Here is a 19343-nt window from a genome sequence, read left to right as displayed (position 1 = left end):
CGGCAGCCCCAATCGGGCCGGAGAGTTACAACTTGATGTCGTAAATCTGGATCACACCCTGCAATTTCCCTGCGGGGTCCGTGACGAGCAGCGAAGTGACCTTGTTGCGGGTCATCATCTTCTCGGCCTCGATCAGCTTTTCGTCGGCCGAAATAGTCTTGGGGTTGGGCGTGGCGATGTCCGACGCGCATATGCCGAAGAAATCGGAGCGGCGCCGCTCCATCGCACGGCGCACGTCGCCGTCCGTCACGATGCCCTCGATCCGGTCGCCGTCCGCGACGACGATCAGTCCCAGGCCCCCTTTCGAGATGGCGTGGATCATCTCCGCAGCGGGGCAGTCGGGCGCGACCACCGGCAGGTCGTGCCGCCGCATGACGTTGCCCACGGTCATCAGCAGGCGCCGTCCCAGGCTGCCGCCCGGATGCAGGCGCGCGAAATCGATCGACGTGAAGCCCCGCATCTGCATCAGCGACACGGCCAGCGCATCGCCCAGGGCGATCTGCGCCGTAGTGGAGGAGGTGGGCGCCAGATGCAGGATGCACGCCTCCTCGCGCACCGACACGTCGAGGTGCACGTCCGAATTCTTGGCCAGCGCCGACTCCGCATTCCCGGTCATCGAGACCAGTTTGTTCCCGTTCGTGTGGATGAACGGCACGATCTTGAGAATCTCGTCCGTCTCGCCCGAATAGGAGAGGGCCAGCACGACGTCCTCTTTCGAGATCATGCCCAGATCGCCGTGGAAGGCTTCGCCCGGATGGAGAAAAAAACTCGGCGTGCCGGTCGAGGCGAGCGTGGCGGCGATCTTGCGGCCTACGAGGCCCGATTTGCCCATGCCCGTCACGATACATTTGCCGCGGGCGGAGAGGATCATCTCGACCGCCGTGGCGAACTCTCCGCCCAGGGTCTCTTCGAGGTGTTTGAGTGCAAGCATCTCGGTGTGCACCGCACGGCGGGCGACGTCGAGAATCTGCGCTTTGGTAGTATCGGTCATTGCTTTCGGTTGGATTAGAGTTTTCAGAGCAGGGATTCGACGAGCGCTTCCAGCTCGTCGAGCGGCAGCATGTTCGCGCCGTCGCTCAGCGCCGTGTCGGGTGCGGGGTGCACCTCGAAGAAGAAACCGTTGGCCCCGAACGCCTTGGCCGCCCGGGCCATCGAGGGCACGAACTCGCGGTTGCCGCCCGTCTTGCCGCCCGCGGCGCCGGGCCGCTGCACCGAGTGGGTGCAATCCATCACCACCGTCGAGGCTATCTTGAGCATGTCGGGAATGTTGCGGAAATCGACCACCAGGTTGTTGTAACCGTAGATGTTGCCCCGCTCGGTGAGCCAGATCTCCCGGGCACCCGCCTCGCGGGCCTTTTCGTAGGGGTAGTGCATGTCCTGTCCCGAGAGGAACTGCGCCTTTTTGATGTTCACCGTCCGTCCGGTCCGGGCGGCGGCCAGCAGCAGATCGGTCTGGCGGCAGAGGAACGCCGGTATCTGGATCACGTCGACCACCTCACCCGCGGGCGCGGCCTGCCACGACTCGTGGATGTCGGTCAGCAGCCGCAGCCCCCATTTCGAACGCACGTCCGCGAGCATCTGCAACCCCTTGTCGAGACCCGGACCGCGGAACGAGGAGATCGCCGTGCGGTTGGCCTTGTCGAACGACGCTTTGAAGATGATTTCGGTTCCGAGTTTGCGGTTGATCGCAACCAGCCTTTCGGCCACCGCGTCCAGCAGTTCGGCCGATTCGATCACGCACGGCCCAGCGATAAATTTTATCGGCATAAAATTCAATTAAAAATTAAGAATTAAAAATGAAAATTCCCTACCTCGGCGCCTTTCAAAACCTTGAGCTTTTCACCTTTCACCTTTCACTTTCAGAAAAGCCTCCGCCCTTTCGAGGTCTTCCGGCGTGTCGATGCCGATGGTCTCGGCGTCGGTAATGCCCACCGCGATGCGGCAGCCGTTCTCCAGCCAGCGCAGCTGTTCGAGCGACTCGGCCTTTTCGAGCACCCCGTGCGGCAGCGCCGTCACAGCCCGCAGCACCTCCGTGCGGAAAGCGTACAGGCCGATGTGCTTGTAGAACGTATGCGCTGAAAGCCACTCCTCGCGCGGCACGCCCCGCAAGTAGGGAATCACCGAGCGCGAGAAGCAAAGGGCCCGGGACTGCGTGTCGAGGAGCACTTTCGGGGAGTTGGGGTTTTCCAAAGCCGCCAGGCCGTCGGCCGGGGCAAAGGGCTTCACGAGCGTGGCGATGTCGGTCGACGGATCGTCGAAGCAGCGCTTGAGAGTCTGGAGCTGCGACGGCTGGATAAAGGGCTCGTCGCCCTGCACGTTGACCACCACGTCGTAGGCGGCAGCACCCTGCTTGCAGTAAGCCTCCCAGCACCGGTCGGTGCCGCTCTTGTGGTTCGGCGAGGTCATCTCCACCTTTCCGCCGAAAGCTTTTACAGCGTCATAGATTCGCCGGTCGTCGGTGGCGACCACCACGTCGTCCAGTACGTCTGCAACTTGCTCGTAGACGCGCCGGATGACCGGTTTGCCGCCCAAAAGGGCCAGGGGTTTTCCGGGAAAGCGCGTCGAGGCGTAACGCGCGGGGATGATGGCAATGAATTTCATAATTCACAGTTTGCAATTAGGTTCGGACGACGCCTCCCGCTTTGCGCGTGGAAGCGAGGCCGCGACCAGCTCATACGACTCGCGCACCAGGGAGCGGATCACCGCATCGGGCACGTCGCCGTCGAAGCGGACGCTGACCCAGTATCTCTTGTTCATGTGCCACCCCGGGCCGATGTCCGCATAGCGTTCGCGCAGCTCGCAGATACGCTCGGGTCGCAATTTGAGGTTGCAGAAATCGAATGCCACGGCATTCACGAACGCGAACCACTTGTCCGCGACATAGAAAACGAGGATGTCCCGATCGGAGGCGGACGACGCTTTCCGGAACGGAAAGTCGTCGTGCGTCCCCGCGAACGAAAGGCAATACTCCCTGAACTCCTCGATATTCATCTTTTCCAACTGCGTTTTCGGACGTTCCGTCTTAGGCGCCTCCCGACTACGCTTCGAGCGCCAGCCGGAGCACCTCTTCGTTGGTACGGACGTAGTGGAACGTCAGCCCGGCGATGTATTCGGGTTTGATCTCGGCGATGTCCTTGCGGTTCTCCTCCGAGAGGATCAGCGTGTCGATCCCGGCCCGTTTGGCGGCCAGAATCTTCTCCTTGATGCCGCCCACGGGCATGACGCGGCCGCGGAGTGTCGTTTCGCCCGTCATGGCGATCCGTTCGCGGACCTTGCGGCCCGTGTAGGTCGAGACGATCGAGGTGACCATTGTGATGCCGGCCGAGGGTCCGTCCTTGGGGATCGCCCCCTCGGGCACGTGGATGTTGATGTCGTTCCTCTCGAACAGCGCGGGGTCGATGCCCAGCTCCTTGCTGTGGGCCATGACCCACTCGTGGGCGATGGTGGCCGACTCCTTCATCACGTCGCCCAGATTTCCGGTCAGGCTGATCTTGCCCTTGCCGGGCGTGAGCACCGACTCGATGTAGAGGATGTCGCCTCCCACCTCGGTCCACGCAAGACCCGTCACCACGCCGGTCATGCCGCCCACCTCGTACTCCTCTTTGAGGAACTTGGGCATGCCGAGAATCTTCTCCACCTCTTTCGCGGTCAGTTCGGGTGCGAACGCCTCGTCGAAAGCGATCTGCTTGGCCCGTGCGCGGGCGATCTTCGCCAGGTTCTTGTCCAGCGAGCGCACGCCCGACTCGCGCGTGTAACCCGCGACGATGCACTCCACGACCTCGGGGGTGAGGATCAACTCCCCGTCCTTGATGCCGTGCGCCTCGCGCTGCTTGGGTACGAGGTGGTCCAGGGCGATGCGCACTTTCTCTTCCAACAGGTAGCCGGGAATGTTTATCATCTCCATGCGGTCCCGCAGCGCCGGGGCGATGTTCTGGATGTTGTTGGCCGTGGCGATGAACAGCACTTTCGACAGGTCGTATTCCATGTCGATGTAGTTGTCGTGGAACGTGGTATTCTGTTCCGGATCGAGCACCTCCAAGAGGGCGCTCGACGGGTCGCCGTGGTTCGAGACGGTCACCTTGTCCACCTCGTCGAGGATGATGACCGGGTTGGACGAGCCGCACCGCTTGATGGTCTGGATGATCCGGCCCGGCATGGCGCCGATGTAGGTGCGGCGGTGTCCGCGGATCTCCGACTCGTCGTGCAGACCGCCGAGCGAAATGCGGCCGAACTTGCGGCCCAACGCTGCGGCCACCGACTTGCCGAGCGAGGTCTTGCCCACGCCCGGAGGGCCGTAGAGGCAGAGGATGGGCGATTTGAGGTCGCCCTTGAGCTTGATGACGGCCAGGTGCTCCAGAATGCGGTCCTTGACCTCCTCCAGTCCGAAATGGTCGCGGTCGAGCTGCTCGCGGGCGCATTTCAGATTGAGGTTGTCCTTGGTCATGTCGTTCCACGGCAGTTCGAGCAGCAGGTTGAGGTAGGTCATCTGCACCGAGTATTCGGCCACGGCGGGATTGAGCCGCTCGACTTTCTGCAACTCTTTCTCGAACGTCGCGGCTACCTCCTCGGGCCAGTTCTTCTTCTTGGCCTCCTCGCGCAGTTTTTCGATCTCGGCGTCGGCGCCGTCGCCCAGTTCGTCCTGGATGGTGCGCATCTGCTGCTGGAGGTAGTAGTCGCGCTGCTGCTTGTCGATCTCCTGCTTGACGCGCTCCTGAATCTGGTTCTTCAGCTCGGCCAGCTGCTGCTCGCGGATCAGTATCTCGAGCAGCTTGCGGGCACGGGCCAAGAGGCCGGGCGCTTCGAGCAGCGCCTGCCGGTCCTCGTCCGAGAGTTCGAGGTTCGAGCAGATGAAGTTGATGATCCCGCGCTTCGAGTCGATGTTCTTGATGGCGAACGCCGCCTCCTTGGGCATGGAGGGCGAGATGTTGATGATCCCCAGCGCCACGTCGCGGATCGAGTCGACGAGCGCCTCGAACTCGATGCTGGACATGTCGGGCGTCGTGTCGCGCAGGGCTGTCACGCGGGCCTTGAAATAGGGCTCGGTGGTGACGTATTCGTTGATTTCGATCTTCTCCAGCCCGTTGAGAATCACCGTGAGGTTGCCGTTGGGCATTTCGAGTATCTTGATGATGCGGGCGGCCGTTCCGACCTTGTACATGTCGTCCGGCGCGGGGTCTTCGACATCGCTTTCGCGTTGCAGCACGGCGCCCAGAATGCCGCCCTCGGCATTGACGGCCCTGACGAGCGAGATGCTCTTGTCGCGCCCCACCGTGATGGGGGTGATGGCACCCGGAAAGAGCACCGACGAGCGGAGCGTGAGGATGGGGATGATCTCGGGGACCTCGATCTCCTCGACCAACTCGTCTCCCCCCGTGACGATGGGAATGACGCGGTGTTTGCCGTCGAGCAGTTCGGGCGAGAGGTTCAGTTCGTCGATTTCGAAAAATTCTGTTTTATCTTTTTTGCTCATACTTTTTGTACTATATAATTTGCAAAGGTAACGATTTTTCACATATTTTATTTCATCTTTGACAGAATGTTAATAACTTTGCATCCCCAAACGACAAAGCAAAATTCCACGCGCAATGCAAATAGCAGACAAATACCTTCCGCAGCAGATCGAGGCCAAATGGTACGATTACTGGATCGAAAACGGCCTCTTCCACTCCGAACCGGATGCACGCCGCCCCTACACGGTCGTCATCCCGCCCCCCAACGTCACGGGCATGCTCCACATGGGGCACATGCTCAACAACACGTTGCAGGACGTGCTGGTGCGCCGCGCCCGCATGTCGGGGCGCAACGCCTGCTGGGTGCCGGGCATGGACCACGCCTCGATCGCCACCGAGGCCAAGGTGGTGGCCATGCTCCGCGAGCGGGGTATCGAAAAATCGCAGCTCACGCGCGAAGAGTTCCTGCGTTACGCCTGGGAGTGGAAAGAGAAATACGGCGGGGTGATCCTCCGTCAGTTGCGCAAGTTAGGCGCCTCGTGCGACTGGGAGCGCACGGCTTTCACGATGGACGAAGCCCGCACCGAGAGCGTGCTGCGCGTCTTCTGCGACCTCTACGAAAAGGGCAAGATCTACCGCGGCGTCAGGATGGTCAACTGGGACCCAGCGGCGCAGACCGCCCTGTCGGACGAGGAGGTGGTCTTCAAGGAGTCGCACGGCAAGCTCTACTACCTGCGCTATGCGGTCGAGGGGACGGACAAGGCCGTCATCGTCGCTACGACGCGCCCCGAGACCATACTCGGCGATACGGCGCTGTGCGTCAACCCGGAGGACCCGCGCTACGCCTGGCTTCCGGCCGACGCGCGGGTCGTCGTGCCGCTGGTAGGCCGTTCGATTCCGGTGATCCGCGACACCTATGTGGACATCCAGTTCGGCACGGGCGCGCTGAAAGTCACCCCGGCCCACGACGTGAACGACTACATGCTGGGCGAGAAATACGGGCTCGAAACCATCGACATCTTCAACGACGACGGTACGGTGAACGACAAGGTGGGCCTCTACGCGGGACAGGACCGTTTCGACGTGCGCAAGCAGATCGAAAAGGACCTCGCCGAAGCGGGTCTGCTGGAGAAGACCGAAGAGTACACCAACAACGTCGGCTACTCCGAGCGCACGGGCGCGGCTATCGAGCCCAAGCTCTCGATGCAGTGGTTCCTCTCGATGGAGGAGCTGGCTACGCCCGCCTTGCGGGCCGTGATGGAGGACGAAATCCGCTTCGTGCCCGAGAAATACAGGAACACCTACCGCCACTGGATGGAGAACATCAAGGACTGGTGCATCTCGCGCCAGTTGTGGTGGGGGCAGCGCATCCCGGCCTGGTACCTGCCCAAAGGCGGGTTCGTCGTGGCGCTGACAGCGGAGGAGGCGCTCGAAAAGGCGCGCCTCAAAACGGGCAACCCCTCGCTGCAGGCGACCGACCTGCGGCAGGACGAGGACGTGCTGGACACGTGGTTCTCGTCGTGGCTCTGGCCCATCTCGGTTTTCGACGGCATCCGCCGCCCCGACAATCCGGAAATCGCGTACTACTACCCCACCGACGATCTGGTAACGGCCCCCGACATCATCTTCTTCTGGGTGGCCCGCATGATCATGACCGGATACGAATACCGGGGGCAGAAACCCTTCTCGAACGTCTATTTCACGGGCATCGTGCGCGACAAGATCGGCCGCAAAATGTCCAAGCAGCTGGGCAACTCGCCCGACCCGCTGGACCTGATCGACAAGTACGGCGCCGACGGCGTGCGCATGGCCATGCTCATGTCCTCGTCGGCCGGCAACGACGTCATGTTCGACGAAGCGCTCTGCGAGCAGGGCCGCAATTTCGGCAACAAGATCTGGAACGCCTACCGGCTCGTGAACGGCTGGAGAGTCGACGACACGCTTACGCAAAGCGAAACCAACCGTTTGGCCGTTGAGTGGTTCGAGCAGGCGCTCGGCCGCGCGCTGCGCCAGATCGACGAGGATTTCCGCTCGTACCGCATTTCGGAAGCGTGCATGACGGCCTACAAACTCTTCTGGGACGATTTCAGCAGCCAATACCTCGAAATGGTGAAGCCCGCCTACGGAGAGCCGATCGACGCCGTGACTTTTGCGGCCACGCGCGGATTCTTCGACGCCCTCATGCGCCTGCTGCATCCGTTCATGCCGTTCGTGACGGAGGAGATCTGGCAGGATTTGGCGCCCCGCGCTGCGGGCGAGTCGATCTGCGTGGCTCCGCTGCCCGAGCCCGCGGAGGAAGAACCCGCGCTGCTGGCCCGCTTCGCGCTGGCCGCGGAGGTCGTCTCAGCCGTGCGCAACATCCGCAACCGGAAGAACCTCCCGCAGAAAGAGCCGCTGACGCTCAGGGTAGTCGCCGACGCCAACTACCCCTCCGAGTTCGCGCCCCTGATCCGGAAGATGGCCAACCTCTCCGCCATCGAACCGACGGAGGAGAAAGACCCCGCAGCCACGGCGTTCCTGGTCAAAACCACGCAGTATTTCGTGCCGATGGCCGGCAAGATCGACGCCGAGGCCGAGCGCCGCAAACTGGCCGAGGACCTGACCTATTACGAGGGGTTCCGGGCTTCGGTGATGAAGAAACTCTCGAACGAGCGCTTCGTGCAGTCCGCCCCCGAAAAGGTGGTCGCCAACGAGCGGGCCAAACTCTCGGACGCCGAAGCGAAGATTTCAGCGATTCGAGCACAGCTCGCAACGCTGAAATAATTAAAAATGAAGAATTAAGAATTAAAAATTCAGACAGAATGTTCATTAATTTTTCATTTTTAATTCTTAATTGATCGAATCGTGCCGACGATTACGATCTACACCGACGGCTCGGCCCTGGGCAACCCCGGTCCGGGCGGCTATGGCGTCGTGCTGCTGTCGGGGAGCCACCGCAAGGAGCTCTCTGCCGGATTCCGCCTGACGACCAACAACCGCATGGAGCTCATGGCCGTCTGCGCGGCGCTCGAAGCGCTCCGCTTCGAGGGTTCGGAGGTCACCATCTTCTCCGACTCGAAATACGTCGTCGATGCCGTGGTGAAAGGCTGGGTCTTCGGCTGGGAGAAAAAGGGGTTCGCCGGCAAGAAAAACCCCGACCTGTGGATGCGGTTTCTGAGAATTTACCGCCGCCACCGCGTCCGCTTCGTTTGGGTCAAGGGCCACGCCGACACGGTCGAGAACAATCGCTGCGACCAGCTGGCCGTGGCGGCCGCCAACGACCGCGCCCGCCTGGGAGAAGACAGCGGCTACCGGCCCGAATAGCATTCGGCGGCCCGTTTCGGATGGCGGAAGAGCGTCCGAAAAAATGTCTGGAAACGGCCTCGAACACCCTTGCTTGCAGAGCGGAAAGTCGGACAAGCTGTCCGGAAAGTAGCCGAAAAAGCACCCGAAAACGTGCAAATTGGGAACTTTCGAATTATATTCCTATCTTTGTCCGCAAATCGGTCACCTACAAACACCCGTCCGGAATGTTCAAGACATACATGAGGCTGTTGGGCTTTGCCCGGCCCATTGAGAAATACGCGGTTCCCTACTTTTTCTACTCCCTGCTCTACGCGCTGTTCAACTCGCTGACTTTCATGTTGATAATTCCCATCATGAACACCATGTTCGATGCGAATTTCAAGTTCATCTATGTCGAAAAACTGCCGCCCCTGGAGCTGAACAAGGAGTACGTGACCACGCTGTTCAATTTCCTCTATTCACGGGTTTTCGAGGAGTACGACCGCCAGAACGTGCTGCTGATGCTGGCTTTGGTAGCCGTACTTATCAGCCTGATGAGCAACCTCTTCCGCTATCTGGGCGCCTGGACCATCGAAAACATGCGGGCCCGCACGCTGCAAAAGATGCGCAACGAAATGTTCGCCCGCGTGATGGACATGAACGTGGGCTATTTTTCGGACCAGCGCAAGGGCGACATCATCTCCAAAATCACCTCCGACGTGGGCGTAGTGCAGTTCTGCATCACCAACACCCTCCAGGTCTCGTTCCGCGAGCCGTTTCTGATCATCGGCTACATCGTCATGATGGTGGCCCTCTCGTGGGAGCTTTCGGTCTTCTCGGTGCTGTTCCTGCCGCTGGTGGCGCTCATTATCGGCAGCATCGTCAAGCGGCTGCGCCACCCGGCCCGCACCAACCAGCAGCGCATGGGCGAGATGGTCTCGACGCTCGACGAATCGCTCTCGGGCATCAAGGTCATCAAGAGTTACAACGCTACCGACTACGTGAAGCAGAAATTCTACGCCCTCAGCGCCGACCTGGCCCGGCTGACCCTCTCGATGGCGCGCCGTCAACAACTGGCTTCGCCGATGAGCGAATTCCTCGGCATCACGGCCGTGGGCGTGATCCTCGTATTCGGCGGAGCGCTGGTCGCCCGCGAGACCCTCGACCCGGGCAGTTTCATCGCTTTCGTGGCCATCTTCTCGCAGATCACGCGCCCCGTGCGCGCTTTCGTCGACCAGTTCGCCAACATCAATCAGGGGATCGCCGCCGGAGAGCGCATCTTCTCGGTCATCGACACCCAGCCCGAAATCCAGGACAAGCCCGACGCACTGACATTCGGGGGGCTGCGTGAAAAGATCGAATTCCGCGACGTGCATTTCTCCTACGACGGCTCGCGCGAGGTGATCGACGGCATCTCGTTCGAAATCCGCCGCGGGCAGACCGTGGCGCTCGTCGGTCCCTCGGGCGGCGGCAAATCGACCCTGAGCGAGCTGATTCCCCGCTTCTACGACCCCACGGCGGGGGACATCCTGATCGACGGTATTTCGCTGAGGGAGTATTCGCAGGAGAGTCTGCGGGCCCACATGAGCGTCGTGGCCCAGGACACGGTGCTCTTCAACGACACCATCGAGGGCAACATTTCGATGGGCAAACCCACGGCCTCGCACGAGGAGATCGTCGATGCGGCCCGCATCGCCAACGCCGACGAGTTCATCCGGGAAGCCCCCGAGGGCTACCTGACGAACATCGGCGACCGCGGCGTGAAGCTCTCGGGCGGCCAGCGCCAGCGGCTCTCGATCGCACGCGCGGTGCTGAAAAACCCCGAAATACTGATCCTCGACGAAGCCACCTCGGCGCTCGACACCGAGAGCGAGAAACTGGTGCAGGACGCGCTGAACAAGCTGCTTCGGGGCCGCACCTCGGTGGTCATCGCCCATCGCCTCTCGACCATCCACAACGCCGACCTGATCGTGGTCGTCGACCACGGCCGGATCGCCGAGCAGGGCACCCACGCCGAGCTGATGGCCCGCGGGGGCATCTACTCCAAACTGATCGAAATGCAGTCGTTCGACTGATAAACCCGGCCTCCCGTGTTCACCACCGACGATCCCGACCTGCAATCCCTCGGCGAACTGATGCACACCGCCCGGCTGGGGTGGTGGAAAGCCGATTTCGAGACCCGGGAGATGATCCTGTCGGAGTTTCTGACCGAACTGCTCGGAATCGCCTCCAACCGCATCTCCATCCGCGAGCTGCTCCAGCTCACACGCGAGGATTACCGCGACCGCATCTCCGACCAGTTTCTGGCGCTGAAGATCGAAAACCGTTTCGACGAGACATTCCCGGTCGTCGCCCCCGGCGGCGCAATCTGGCTGCACGCACAGCTCGTCAGGAAACTGGCCACACCCGAAAAGACGCTCAAACTCTTCGGCTATGCGCAGCAAGTATCGGTCGGCGACCGGCGCGAAGCCGAGGTTCTCACGCTCGAAAGCAACTACCGGGCCCTGCTGCGCGAGAACAAACACATGGACGAACTGCTCGACCACCTGCCCATCGGTTATCTCCGCATCCGCCTGCTCTACGACGACACCGGCACGGCCCGCGACTACATGATTCTCTCGGTCAACCGCACGGCCGAGCAGATTCTGGGCATCCGGGCCGATGCGTATCGCCACCGGATCGCAAGCGAAATCGGTATTCCGGTCGCGCAGCACGTCGCCCGTCTCGCATCGATCCGGCCGGGCGACTACCAGGCCAGCGAGTGGTGCAGCCCCCGCACGCAGCGCCATTGCCGCAGCTTCCTCTACAACACGCCCAACGATCCTACCGAAATCGTGATTCTGAACCTCGACATCACCGAATCGGTCGCGGCCCACCGGGCGCTCGACGAACAGGAGAAACTGTTGCGCAACATCGTTCAGAACGCACCCGTGGGCATCGAAATCTTCGACCGCGAGGGGCGTCTGATAGACATCAACGCCTGCAACATCGCGCTGTTCGGCGTCGAAGAGCCCGAGCACATCCTCGGGCTGAGCATCTTCGACAACCCCAATTTCCCGGCCGAGATCAAAGCCCGCATCCGCAGGGGCGAAGGTACCGATTTCACGGCCCGCTACGATTTTTCGAAACTGAACGGCTATTTCCGAAGTTCGCGCAGCGGAACTTTCGAATGGACAGCGCGCGTGCGCTGTCTCTACAACACGCAGGGGGGGGGAATTTCGCACTACCTGTTGATTAACATCGACAATACGGAGCTGCGCCGTTCGCAGGACCGCATCGCGGAGTTCGAAACGCTCTTCCGAACCGTCTCCGAATACGCGCAGGTGGGCTACGCGCACTACAACCTCTGCACGCGCGAGGGATTTGCCCAGAGCGTCTGGCTGCGCAACTACGGCCATGCGGAAACAGACTCCGTCGGCGACATCGTCGGCCGCTACACCCACCTCCATCCCGACGACCGGCCCGAGCTGCTCGAAGCGCTGGAGCGGTTCCGGACGGGTGCGATCCAGTCCCGAACGATCGTCTGCCGCATCCTGCACGAGGACGGCCGCACGACCTGGATCAAGAATCACCTCATCTGCCGCGACTACCGCCCTGAAGAGAGGGTCGTCGAGATGCTGGGAATCAACTACGACATCACGGCGCTCAAGCACACCGAACGCGAGCTGATCGACGCCAAGGAGCGCGCCGAAGAGGCCAACAAGCTCAAATCGGCCTTTCTGGCCAGCATGAGTCACGAGATACGCACGCCTCTGAACGCCATCGTGGGGTTCTCGCAGCTGCTGGCCTCGGAGACGGACGCCGCAGCCCGGCAGGAGTACATCGACACCATCGCTTTGAACAACTCCCTGCTGCTTCAGATCGTCTCCGACGTGCTCGACCTGGCACGCTTCGAATCGGGCGGACTCGACGACGTACGCACGGAGTTCGACGCACGCGAACTCTGCCGCGAGACGGTGGCGTCGCTGCGGCAGCTGGCGCCCGCAGGCGTTGCATTGCGCTGCGAGGAGCCGCTGCCCGCATGCCGCATGCGGCAATACCGGCAGGGAGTGGCCCGCGTTCTCTCCAATTATGTCCGCAATGCGCTCAAATTCACGCTTCATGGAACGGTTACCGTCGGATTTGCCGCGCAGCGTCCGAGGTCTATCCGCTTTTACGTCCGCGACACGGGCATAGGAGTGGACGCAGACAAACTGCCCCATCTGTTCGAACGCTTCTACAAGGTGGACACGTTCACCCAGGGCACCGGGCTGGGGCTGCCGATCTGCCAATCGATCGCCGAGCAGATCGGCGGAAAGGTCGGTGCGGAGTCCTTGGTCGGCACCGGTTCGACTTTCTGGATCGACGTCCCCACGGTGGAATAGCGCCGGATTTGCATATTTTTCAAACTTTTTTCCTATCTTTGCTTGCTCGCAGAAAAAATCTGCGATCAAAACCGCATATACCTATGAAATTCAAGGAGTATAAAGGTCTCGATCTGGCCGCGCTGGCCGCCGACGTGCTCGGCGAATGGGATGAGCAGGACACGTTCCACAAAAGCATCTCCACCCGCGAGGGCAACCCCACGTTCGTCTTCTACGAGGGTCCCCCCTCGGCCAACGGCATGCCGGGCATCCACCACGTCATGGCCCGCACCATCAAGGACATCTTCTGCCGCTACAAGACCCAGCAGGGTTTCCGCGTCCACCGCAAGGCGGGGTGGGACACCCACGGCCTGCCGGTCGAACTGGGGGTCGAGAAAAAGCTCGGGATTACCAAGGAGGACATCGGGCGGACGATCTCCATCGAAGAGTACAACCGCACCTGCCGCGAGGCGGTGATGGAATATACGGGCGTCTGGGAGAACCTCACCCGCAAGATGGGCTATTGGGTCAACATGGACGATCCCTACATTACCTACGACAACAAATACATCGAAACGCTGTGGTGGCTCTTGAAACAGCTTTTCGACAAGGGGCTCCTCTACAAGGGCTACACCATCCAGCCCTACTCCCCGGCCGCCGGCACGGGGCTCTCGACCCACGAGCTGAACCAGCCGGGCTGCTACCGCGACGTGAAAGACACCACCTGCACCGCGCAGTTCCGCGTCGTGCGCGACGCGCGCAGCGAGCAGCTGTTCGACGGCGCCGAGGGCGGCCTCTATTTCCTGGCCTGGACCACGACCCCCTGGACCCTGCCCTCGAACACGGCGCTGGCCGTCGGTCCCCAGATCGAATATGTGCGCATCAAGTGCCGCAACCCCTATACCGACAAGCCGCAAACGGTCATCCTCGCCCGCGATCTGGTCCCGGCCTATTTCACGAAGAAGATGGAGGGCACCTACGAACTATTGGAGGGCGCGTGGAAAGGGCCCGAGTTGGAGGGCATCCGCTACGAGCAGCTCATTCCGTGGGTGCAGCCTGACGGCGATGCGTTCCGGGTGATCGTGGGCGACTACGTGACGACCTCCGACGGTACGGGCATCGTGCACATCGCCCCGACGTTCGGCACCGACGACGACCGCGTGGCACGCGCCGCCGGCATCGCGCCGCTGTTCATGGTGGACCGCGCGGGCAAGAACCAGCCGATGGTCGACCGCACGGGCAAATTCTTCTTGCTGGAGGACCTCGACCCCGGGTTCGTCGGACGCAGCGTCGACACCGAAAAATACCGCGAATACGCCGGTCGCTTCGTCAAGAACGCCTACGATGAGCGCCTCACCGAAGCCGACTCGACGCTCGACGTGGACCTCGCTGTGATGCTGAAAGCCGAAAACAAGGTTTTCAAGATCGAGAAGCATACCCACTCCTATCCTCACTGCTGGCGGACGGACAAACCCGTACTTTACTACCCGCTCGACTCGTGGTTCATCCGCACCACGGCCCTCAAGGAGCGGATGATCGAGCTGAACCGGACGATCCGCTGGAAACCCGAATCGACCGGTACGGGCCGCTTCGGCAAGTGGCTCGAGGGGCTGGTGGACTGGAACCTCTCGCGCTCGCGCTTCTGGGGCACCCCGCTGCCCGTATGGGCCACGGAGGACTACTCCGAGGTCAAGTGCATCGGTTCGATCGAGGAGCTGATCGCCGAGATCGAGAAATCGGTGGCCGCAGGGGTGATGCAGGAAAACCCCTACCAGAAATTCAAGGTCGGCGACATGTCGAAAGCGAACTACTCGACGGCGAACATCGACCTGCACCGCCCCTTTGTGGACCGGATCGTGCTGGTCTCGTCGAAAGGCGAGCCGATGCGCCGCGAAGCGGATTTGATCGACGTGTGGTTCGACTCGGGCGCCATGCCCTACGCCCAGCAGCACTACCCGTTCGAACACGGGGGCGACTACTTTCGAAAGGTCTTCCCGGCCGATTTCATCGCCGAGGGCGTCGACCAGACGCGCGGCTGGTTCTTCACGCTGCACGCCATCGCCTCGATGCTCTTCGACTCGGTGGCTTTCAAAAACATCATTTCGAACGGGCTGGTGCTCGACAAGAACGGCAACAAGATGTCCAAACGCCTGGGCAATGCCGTCGATCCGTTCGAGGTGCTCGACACCTACGGCCCCGACGCCACCCGCTGGTACATGATCTCCAACTCGCAGCCGTGGGACAACCTCAAGTTCGACCGCGACGGCGTGGACGAGGTGCGGCGCAAGTTCTTCGGCACGCTCTACAATACCTACTCGTTCTTCGCCCTTTACGCCAACGTCGACGGCTTCACGGGCCGCGAAGCGGAGGTGCCGGTCGAGCGGCGTCCGGAGATCGACCGCTGGATCGTCTCGCTGCTGAACACGCTCGTTCAGGACGTGACGCGCTCGCTCGAAGAGTACGATCCCACCCCCGCGGCCCGCGCCATCCAGGAGTTCGTGGGCGAGAACCTCTCGAACTGGTACGTGCGCCTCAACCGCAAGCGCTTCTGGGGCGGCGGCATGTCCGAGGACAAACTGGCCGCCTACCAGACGCTCTATACCTGCCTGGAGACCGTCTCGATGCTCGCCGCACCATTCGCGCCGTTCATCTCCGACCGCATTTTCCGCGATCTGAACGCCGTGAGCGGCCGTCACACGGAGGAGTCGGTACACCTCTCGACGTTCCCCAAGGCCGACGAACGGCTCATCGACGCCGACCTCGAGCAGATGATGGCCCTGGCGCAGAAAGTCTCGTCGATGGTGCTGGCCCTCAGACGCAAGGTCTCGATCAAGGTGCGCCAACCGCTTCAGAAGATACTTATTCCGGTGCTCGACCCCGCGATGGCCGCGCATATCGCCGCCGTAAGGAACCTCATCCTCTCGGAGGTCAACGTCAAGGAGATCGAATTGATCGAAAACACCACCGGCCTGATTACCAAACGCATCAAGCCCAATTTCAAGACCCTGGGACCGCGCTACGGCAAATACATGAAGCAGATCGCGGCCCTGACCGCCGCCTTCTCGCAGGAGCGCATCGCCCGGATCGAGACCGCCGCCGAAACGGTGCTCGATCTCGATGGGGAGCGGATCACCGTCACGGCGGCCGATTTCGAGATCACCTCCGAGGACATGCCGGGCTGGCTGGTGGCCTCCGAGGGCAAACTGACCGTTGCCCTCGACATCACCCTGACCGAAGAACTGCGGCTCGAAGGCGTGGCACGCGAGTTGATAAACCGCATCCAGAATATCCGCAAGGAGTCGGGATTCGAGGTCACGGACAAGATCCGCGTCCAGATCGAAAGCCGTCCCGAGGTCGACGCATCCGTGGAGCGCCATGCCGATTACATCGCCGCCCAGACCCTTGCGGTTGAGGTCACGACCGCCGCCGAGCCCCAGGGTGCTGTCGTCGTGGAATCGGAGCTGGACGAAACCCCGATCCGCATCGCCGTAACCCGGGTATAGGATAAATTCGGTAATATGTTGTAAAATTTGGTATTTTCGGAAATATTACTTAATTTTACATGAAAACAAAAAGGAGCAGACGACCATGGCAGACGAAAAAACCAGATACAGCGATGCCGAACTCGAAGAGTTCAAGCAGCTTATCCTGAAAAAACTGGAGAATGCGCGCGCGGACTACGAACTGCTGCGCGCCACCATCACCCACACGGCGGACAATGACACGGAGGACACCTCCCCTACGTTCAAGGTGCTCGAAGAGGGCGCCGCCACGCTTTCCAAGGAGGAGAGCGGACGCCTGGCCGCCCACCAGATGAAATTCATCCGCAACCTCGAAATGGCCCTCGTGCGCATCGAAAATAAAACCTACGGCATCTGCAAGACCACCGGCAAGCTCATTCCCAAGGAGCGGCTGATGCGGGTTCCCCACGCCACCGAGTGCATCGAGGCCAAGGAGGGCCGGCGGTAGCGGCCGGGGCGCTGGAGGGCCCACGACGCAGGGCTGCTGATAGAGGATGTTGCTGGAAGACACCGATGGAAAAGCGCCGCTGGAGAGCCGCGAACAGTGGGTTTTCGATGGAGGGCCGCTGATGGAGGGCCGCGATAGGGCGGTCTCGGCCGATGGAGACCACTGACGTCGGGAACCCGATAGCACGGACCCGCAGATGGAGGGACGCCGCAGAAAAGTCGCTGATGGTTGGTCGCCGAAAACATCCGGCAGCACAACTGCCCCCGCAAGGAGATGACGCCCGATTCCGTTCAAACCGAAAAGACGCCCCAAGGGTGTCTTTTTTCTTTGAAAATCCCGTCCGCAAAGGCATTGACACGCATTTTTATACGATTTCCGGCGAAAATCCGTTATCTTTGACACCATGTTTCCCCGGATTTTCATATTCGTTCTGACCCTGCTGTCCGTCACCTCCGCTTCGCTTGGGCGGGTGGTCGGACCGGACAGACGTACTCCGGACCTCTTCACCCCCACGACCGATTCGCTCGATTCGCTCGAAACACGGACCTCCGAGCGCAACGACCGCCTCTACGACAGCATCCGCGAAAAGACCAACCGCCGCGCCGTGCCGCGCATGATCTACAAGATGCTCTTCGTCAAACCCGTCCTCGACACCACCCGCAGCGGGCAGGTCACCGACGAAAGCCGGCGGATGGAGCCCTACGCCGGAAAGACCATCGGCGAGATACTCATCGAGCGGCGTCTGCCGTTCGACACCCACGGCAACTGGTTCGAGCGTGCCGGCAACAAGACCCACATGCTCACCCGCGAGCGGGTCGTGCGGCGCGACCTGCTCTTCAAGACGGGCGAAAAACTCGATCCCCAGTTGATCGTGCGCAACAAGCAGCTCCTGCGCTCGCGCTCCTACATCTCCGACGTGGACGTGACGGTCCTGCCCGATCCGCTCGACTCGTCGCGCGTCGATCTTGTCGTCCGCACGCTCGACAGCTGGTCGATCGGCATCGACGCGGGCCTCCACTCCGGGGGCCGCACCATGTTCGCCCTCTACGACGCCAACATCTTCGGCACGGGCAACCTGCTGCGGTTCAAGACCAATTTCAGCCGCAAGGATTTCTCCTACGGCGGCAACATGGTCGAATACGAGATTCCCAACGTGCTGGGATCGTTCTACACGGCCGAGTTCGCCGCCGGACGCGATTTCTACAACTCGACGCTCGAAATGGGGCTGCGCAAAGAGTTCATCCTCCCGACCGACTACGAGATCGGCCTGACCTACAGCGATGACAAGGCCAGGCGCTACCTGATCGAGCAGGACACCTCCGAGCTGGTCAAGGAGCGCAACCTCGACGCCTGGGGCGGCTACTCGCGTTTCCTGCCCTCGATCCGCTCGAGCATCTACCTCACGGGGCGCTACAACTACCGCCGCGTCAGCCTGCGCCCCGCGACGGTCGGTCCCTACGACCACCCGGCGCTCCACGACCACGACGTGCTGCTGATGGGGCTGGGTCTCTACCGCGAAAAGTTCTATACGGCCAACATGATCTACGGGTTCGGCACCAAGGAGTACCTGGCCACCGGGTACAAGGCCGAGATCGAGGGCGGCTATTCGTGGGGCGAGTTCAGCGACGAAATGTACCTGGGTGCGAGCTACTCCACCGGCGGATTCCGCTCGGTGGGCTACATCATGGGCGGCTTGACGCTCGGAAGCTACATCGATCTGGTCTCGGGCACGTGGAGCCACAGCGCCGTGGATGTCAATTTCCGCTGGTTTTCCAACCTCTTTCTGCTGCGCCGAAGCCGTATCCGCCAGTTTCTGTCGCTCAACTACACGCAGGGGTGGAACCGCGACCGCGGCAGCGACGAGAGCATCCGCTTCACGCGCGACAACGGCCTGCAAGCGCTCAAGGAGTACGTCACGGGCACCAACCGCATGGTGTTGAACACCGAGACGGTAGTTTTCTCGCCCTACCAGCCGCTGGGCTTCCGCATCGCCTTTTTCGGGTTCGCCGATTTCGGACTGATCGGCTACTCGCCCAACATCTTCAAGAACGACTTTTTCACCTCGTTCGGTCTGGGCGTCCGCATCCGCAACGAGCGGCTGGTCTTCAACACCATCCAGATACGCCTCGGTCTGGCGTTCGGCAAACGCGGACTGGTCGATACCGAATATTTCCGCATATCGAACTCCAACCGCCTCGAACAGTACCGCTACCGCCCGACCCGGCCCGAGATCGTCGGGTTCAAATGACCTTACGCCGGCTGCGCACAAAAAAGGATCAAAAAAATGTCACCCCTCACCAGCGGTTCGGAGTGACAT

Annotated in this window: 12 protein-coding genes; 7 read left to right on the top strand and 5 right to left on the bottom strand. The window is 61.4% G+C overall.

The window, feature by feature from the left end; all coding sequences use genetic code 11:
* Nucleotides 1-25 precede the first annotated feature (25 nt).
* The 5 genes from ACMQ11_RS00960 to lon form a co-directional block, all read right to left on the bottom strand.
* A complete protein-coding gene (locus ACMQ11_RS00960) occupies nt 26-991 on the bottom strand; it encodes a KpsF/GutQ family sugar-phosphate isomerase (protein ID WP_418990785.1) in 966 nt (321 codons plus the stop codon).
* A gap of 23 nt (nt 992-1014) precedes the next feature.
* Entirely contained in the window at nt 1015-1767 is a 753-nt protein-coding gene (gene kdsA / locus ACMQ11_RS00955; protein ID WP_418990784.1) for a 3-deoxy-8-phosphooctulonate synthase, read from the bottom strand.
* A 72-nt stretch (nt 1768-1839) separates the two neighbouring features.
* Entirely contained in the window at nt 1840-2601 is a 762-nt protein-coding gene (kdsB, locus tag ACMQ11_RS00950; RefSeq protein ID WP_418990783.1) for a 3-deoxy-manno-octulosonate cytidylyltransferase, read from the bottom strand.
* A 3-nt stretch (nt 2602-2604) separates the two neighbouring features.
* The gene (locus ACMQ11_RS00945; protein ID WP_418990857.1) at nt 2605-2991 is read right to left on the bottom strand and encodes an MmcQ/YjbR family DNA-binding protein; all 387 of its coding nucleotides are present in this window, start codon (nt 2989-2991) and stop codon (nt 2605-2607) included.
* 46 nt (nt 2992-3037) lie between these two features.
* A complete protein-coding gene (gene lon / locus ACMQ11_RS00940) occupies nt 3038-5470 on the bottom strand; it encodes an endopeptidase La (protein WP_418990782.1) in 2433 nt (810 codons plus the stop codon).
* Between the two features lie 115 nt (nt 5471-5585).
* Here lon and ACMQ11_RS00935 point away from each other — a divergent pair, with 115 nt between their 5' ends.
* From ACMQ11_RS00935 to ACMQ11_RS00905, 7 genes are all read left to right on the top strand, one after another.
* The gene (locus ACMQ11_RS00935; protein WP_418990781.1) at nt 5586-8213 is read left to right on the top strand and encodes a valine--tRNA ligase; all 2628 of its coding nucleotides are present in this window, start codon (nt 5586-5588) and stop codon (nt 8211-8213) included.
* An 81-nt stretch (nt 8214-8294) separates the two neighbouring features.
* Nucleotides 8295-8753: a ribonuclease HI gene (rnhA, locus tag ACMQ11_RS00930; RefSeq protein ID WP_418990780.1), complete on the top strand. Its 459-nt coding sequence runs from the start codon at nt 8295-8297 to the stop codon at nt 8751-8753.
* A gap of 206 nt (nt 8754-8959) precedes the next feature.
* Nucleotides 8960-10789 (top strand): ABC transporter ATP-binding protein, encoded by a 1830-nt coding sequence (locus tag ACMQ11_RS00925; protein ID WP_418990779.1) that lies wholly within the window; start codon nt 8960-8962, stop codon nt 10787-10789.
* 15 nt (nt 10790-10804) lie between these two features.
* Complete coding sequence (locus ACMQ11_RS00920; RefSeq protein ID WP_418990778.1) at nt 10805-13078, top strand: ATP-binding protein; 2274 nt, start codon at nt 10805-10807, stop codon at nt 13076-13078.
* An 83-nt stretch (nt 13079-13161) separates the two neighbouring features.
* Nucleotides 13162-16560, top strand: coding sequence for an isoleucine--tRNA ligase (gene ileS, locus ACMQ11_RS00915; RefSeq protein WP_418990777.1), 3399 nt, complete (start codon nt 13162-13164; stop codon nt 16558-16560).
* A gap of 85 nt (nt 16561-16645) precedes the next feature.
* A complete protein-coding gene (locus ACMQ11_RS00910; protein WP_418990776.1) occupies nt 16646-17026 on the top strand; it encodes a TraR/DksA family transcriptional regulator in 381 nt (126 codons plus the stop codon).
* Nucleotides 17027-17429: 403 nt separating this feature from the next.
* On the top strand, nt 17430-19274 hold the full coding sequence (locus ACMQ11_RS00905; RefSeq protein WP_418990775.1) for a hypothetical protein: 1845 nt from the start codon (nt 17430-17432) through the stop codon (nt 19272-19274).
* The last annotated feature ends 69 nt before the right edge of the window (nt 19275-19343 follow it).

Origin of the sequence: Alistipes sp. (assembly GCF_048465575.1) — a bacterium.
GTDB lineage: Bacteria > Bacteroidota > Bacteroidia > Bacteroidales > Rikenellaceae > Alistipes.
Note: the sequence above shows the minus strand (reverse complement) of the source record. Positions and strands in the feature narration are given on the sequence as shown.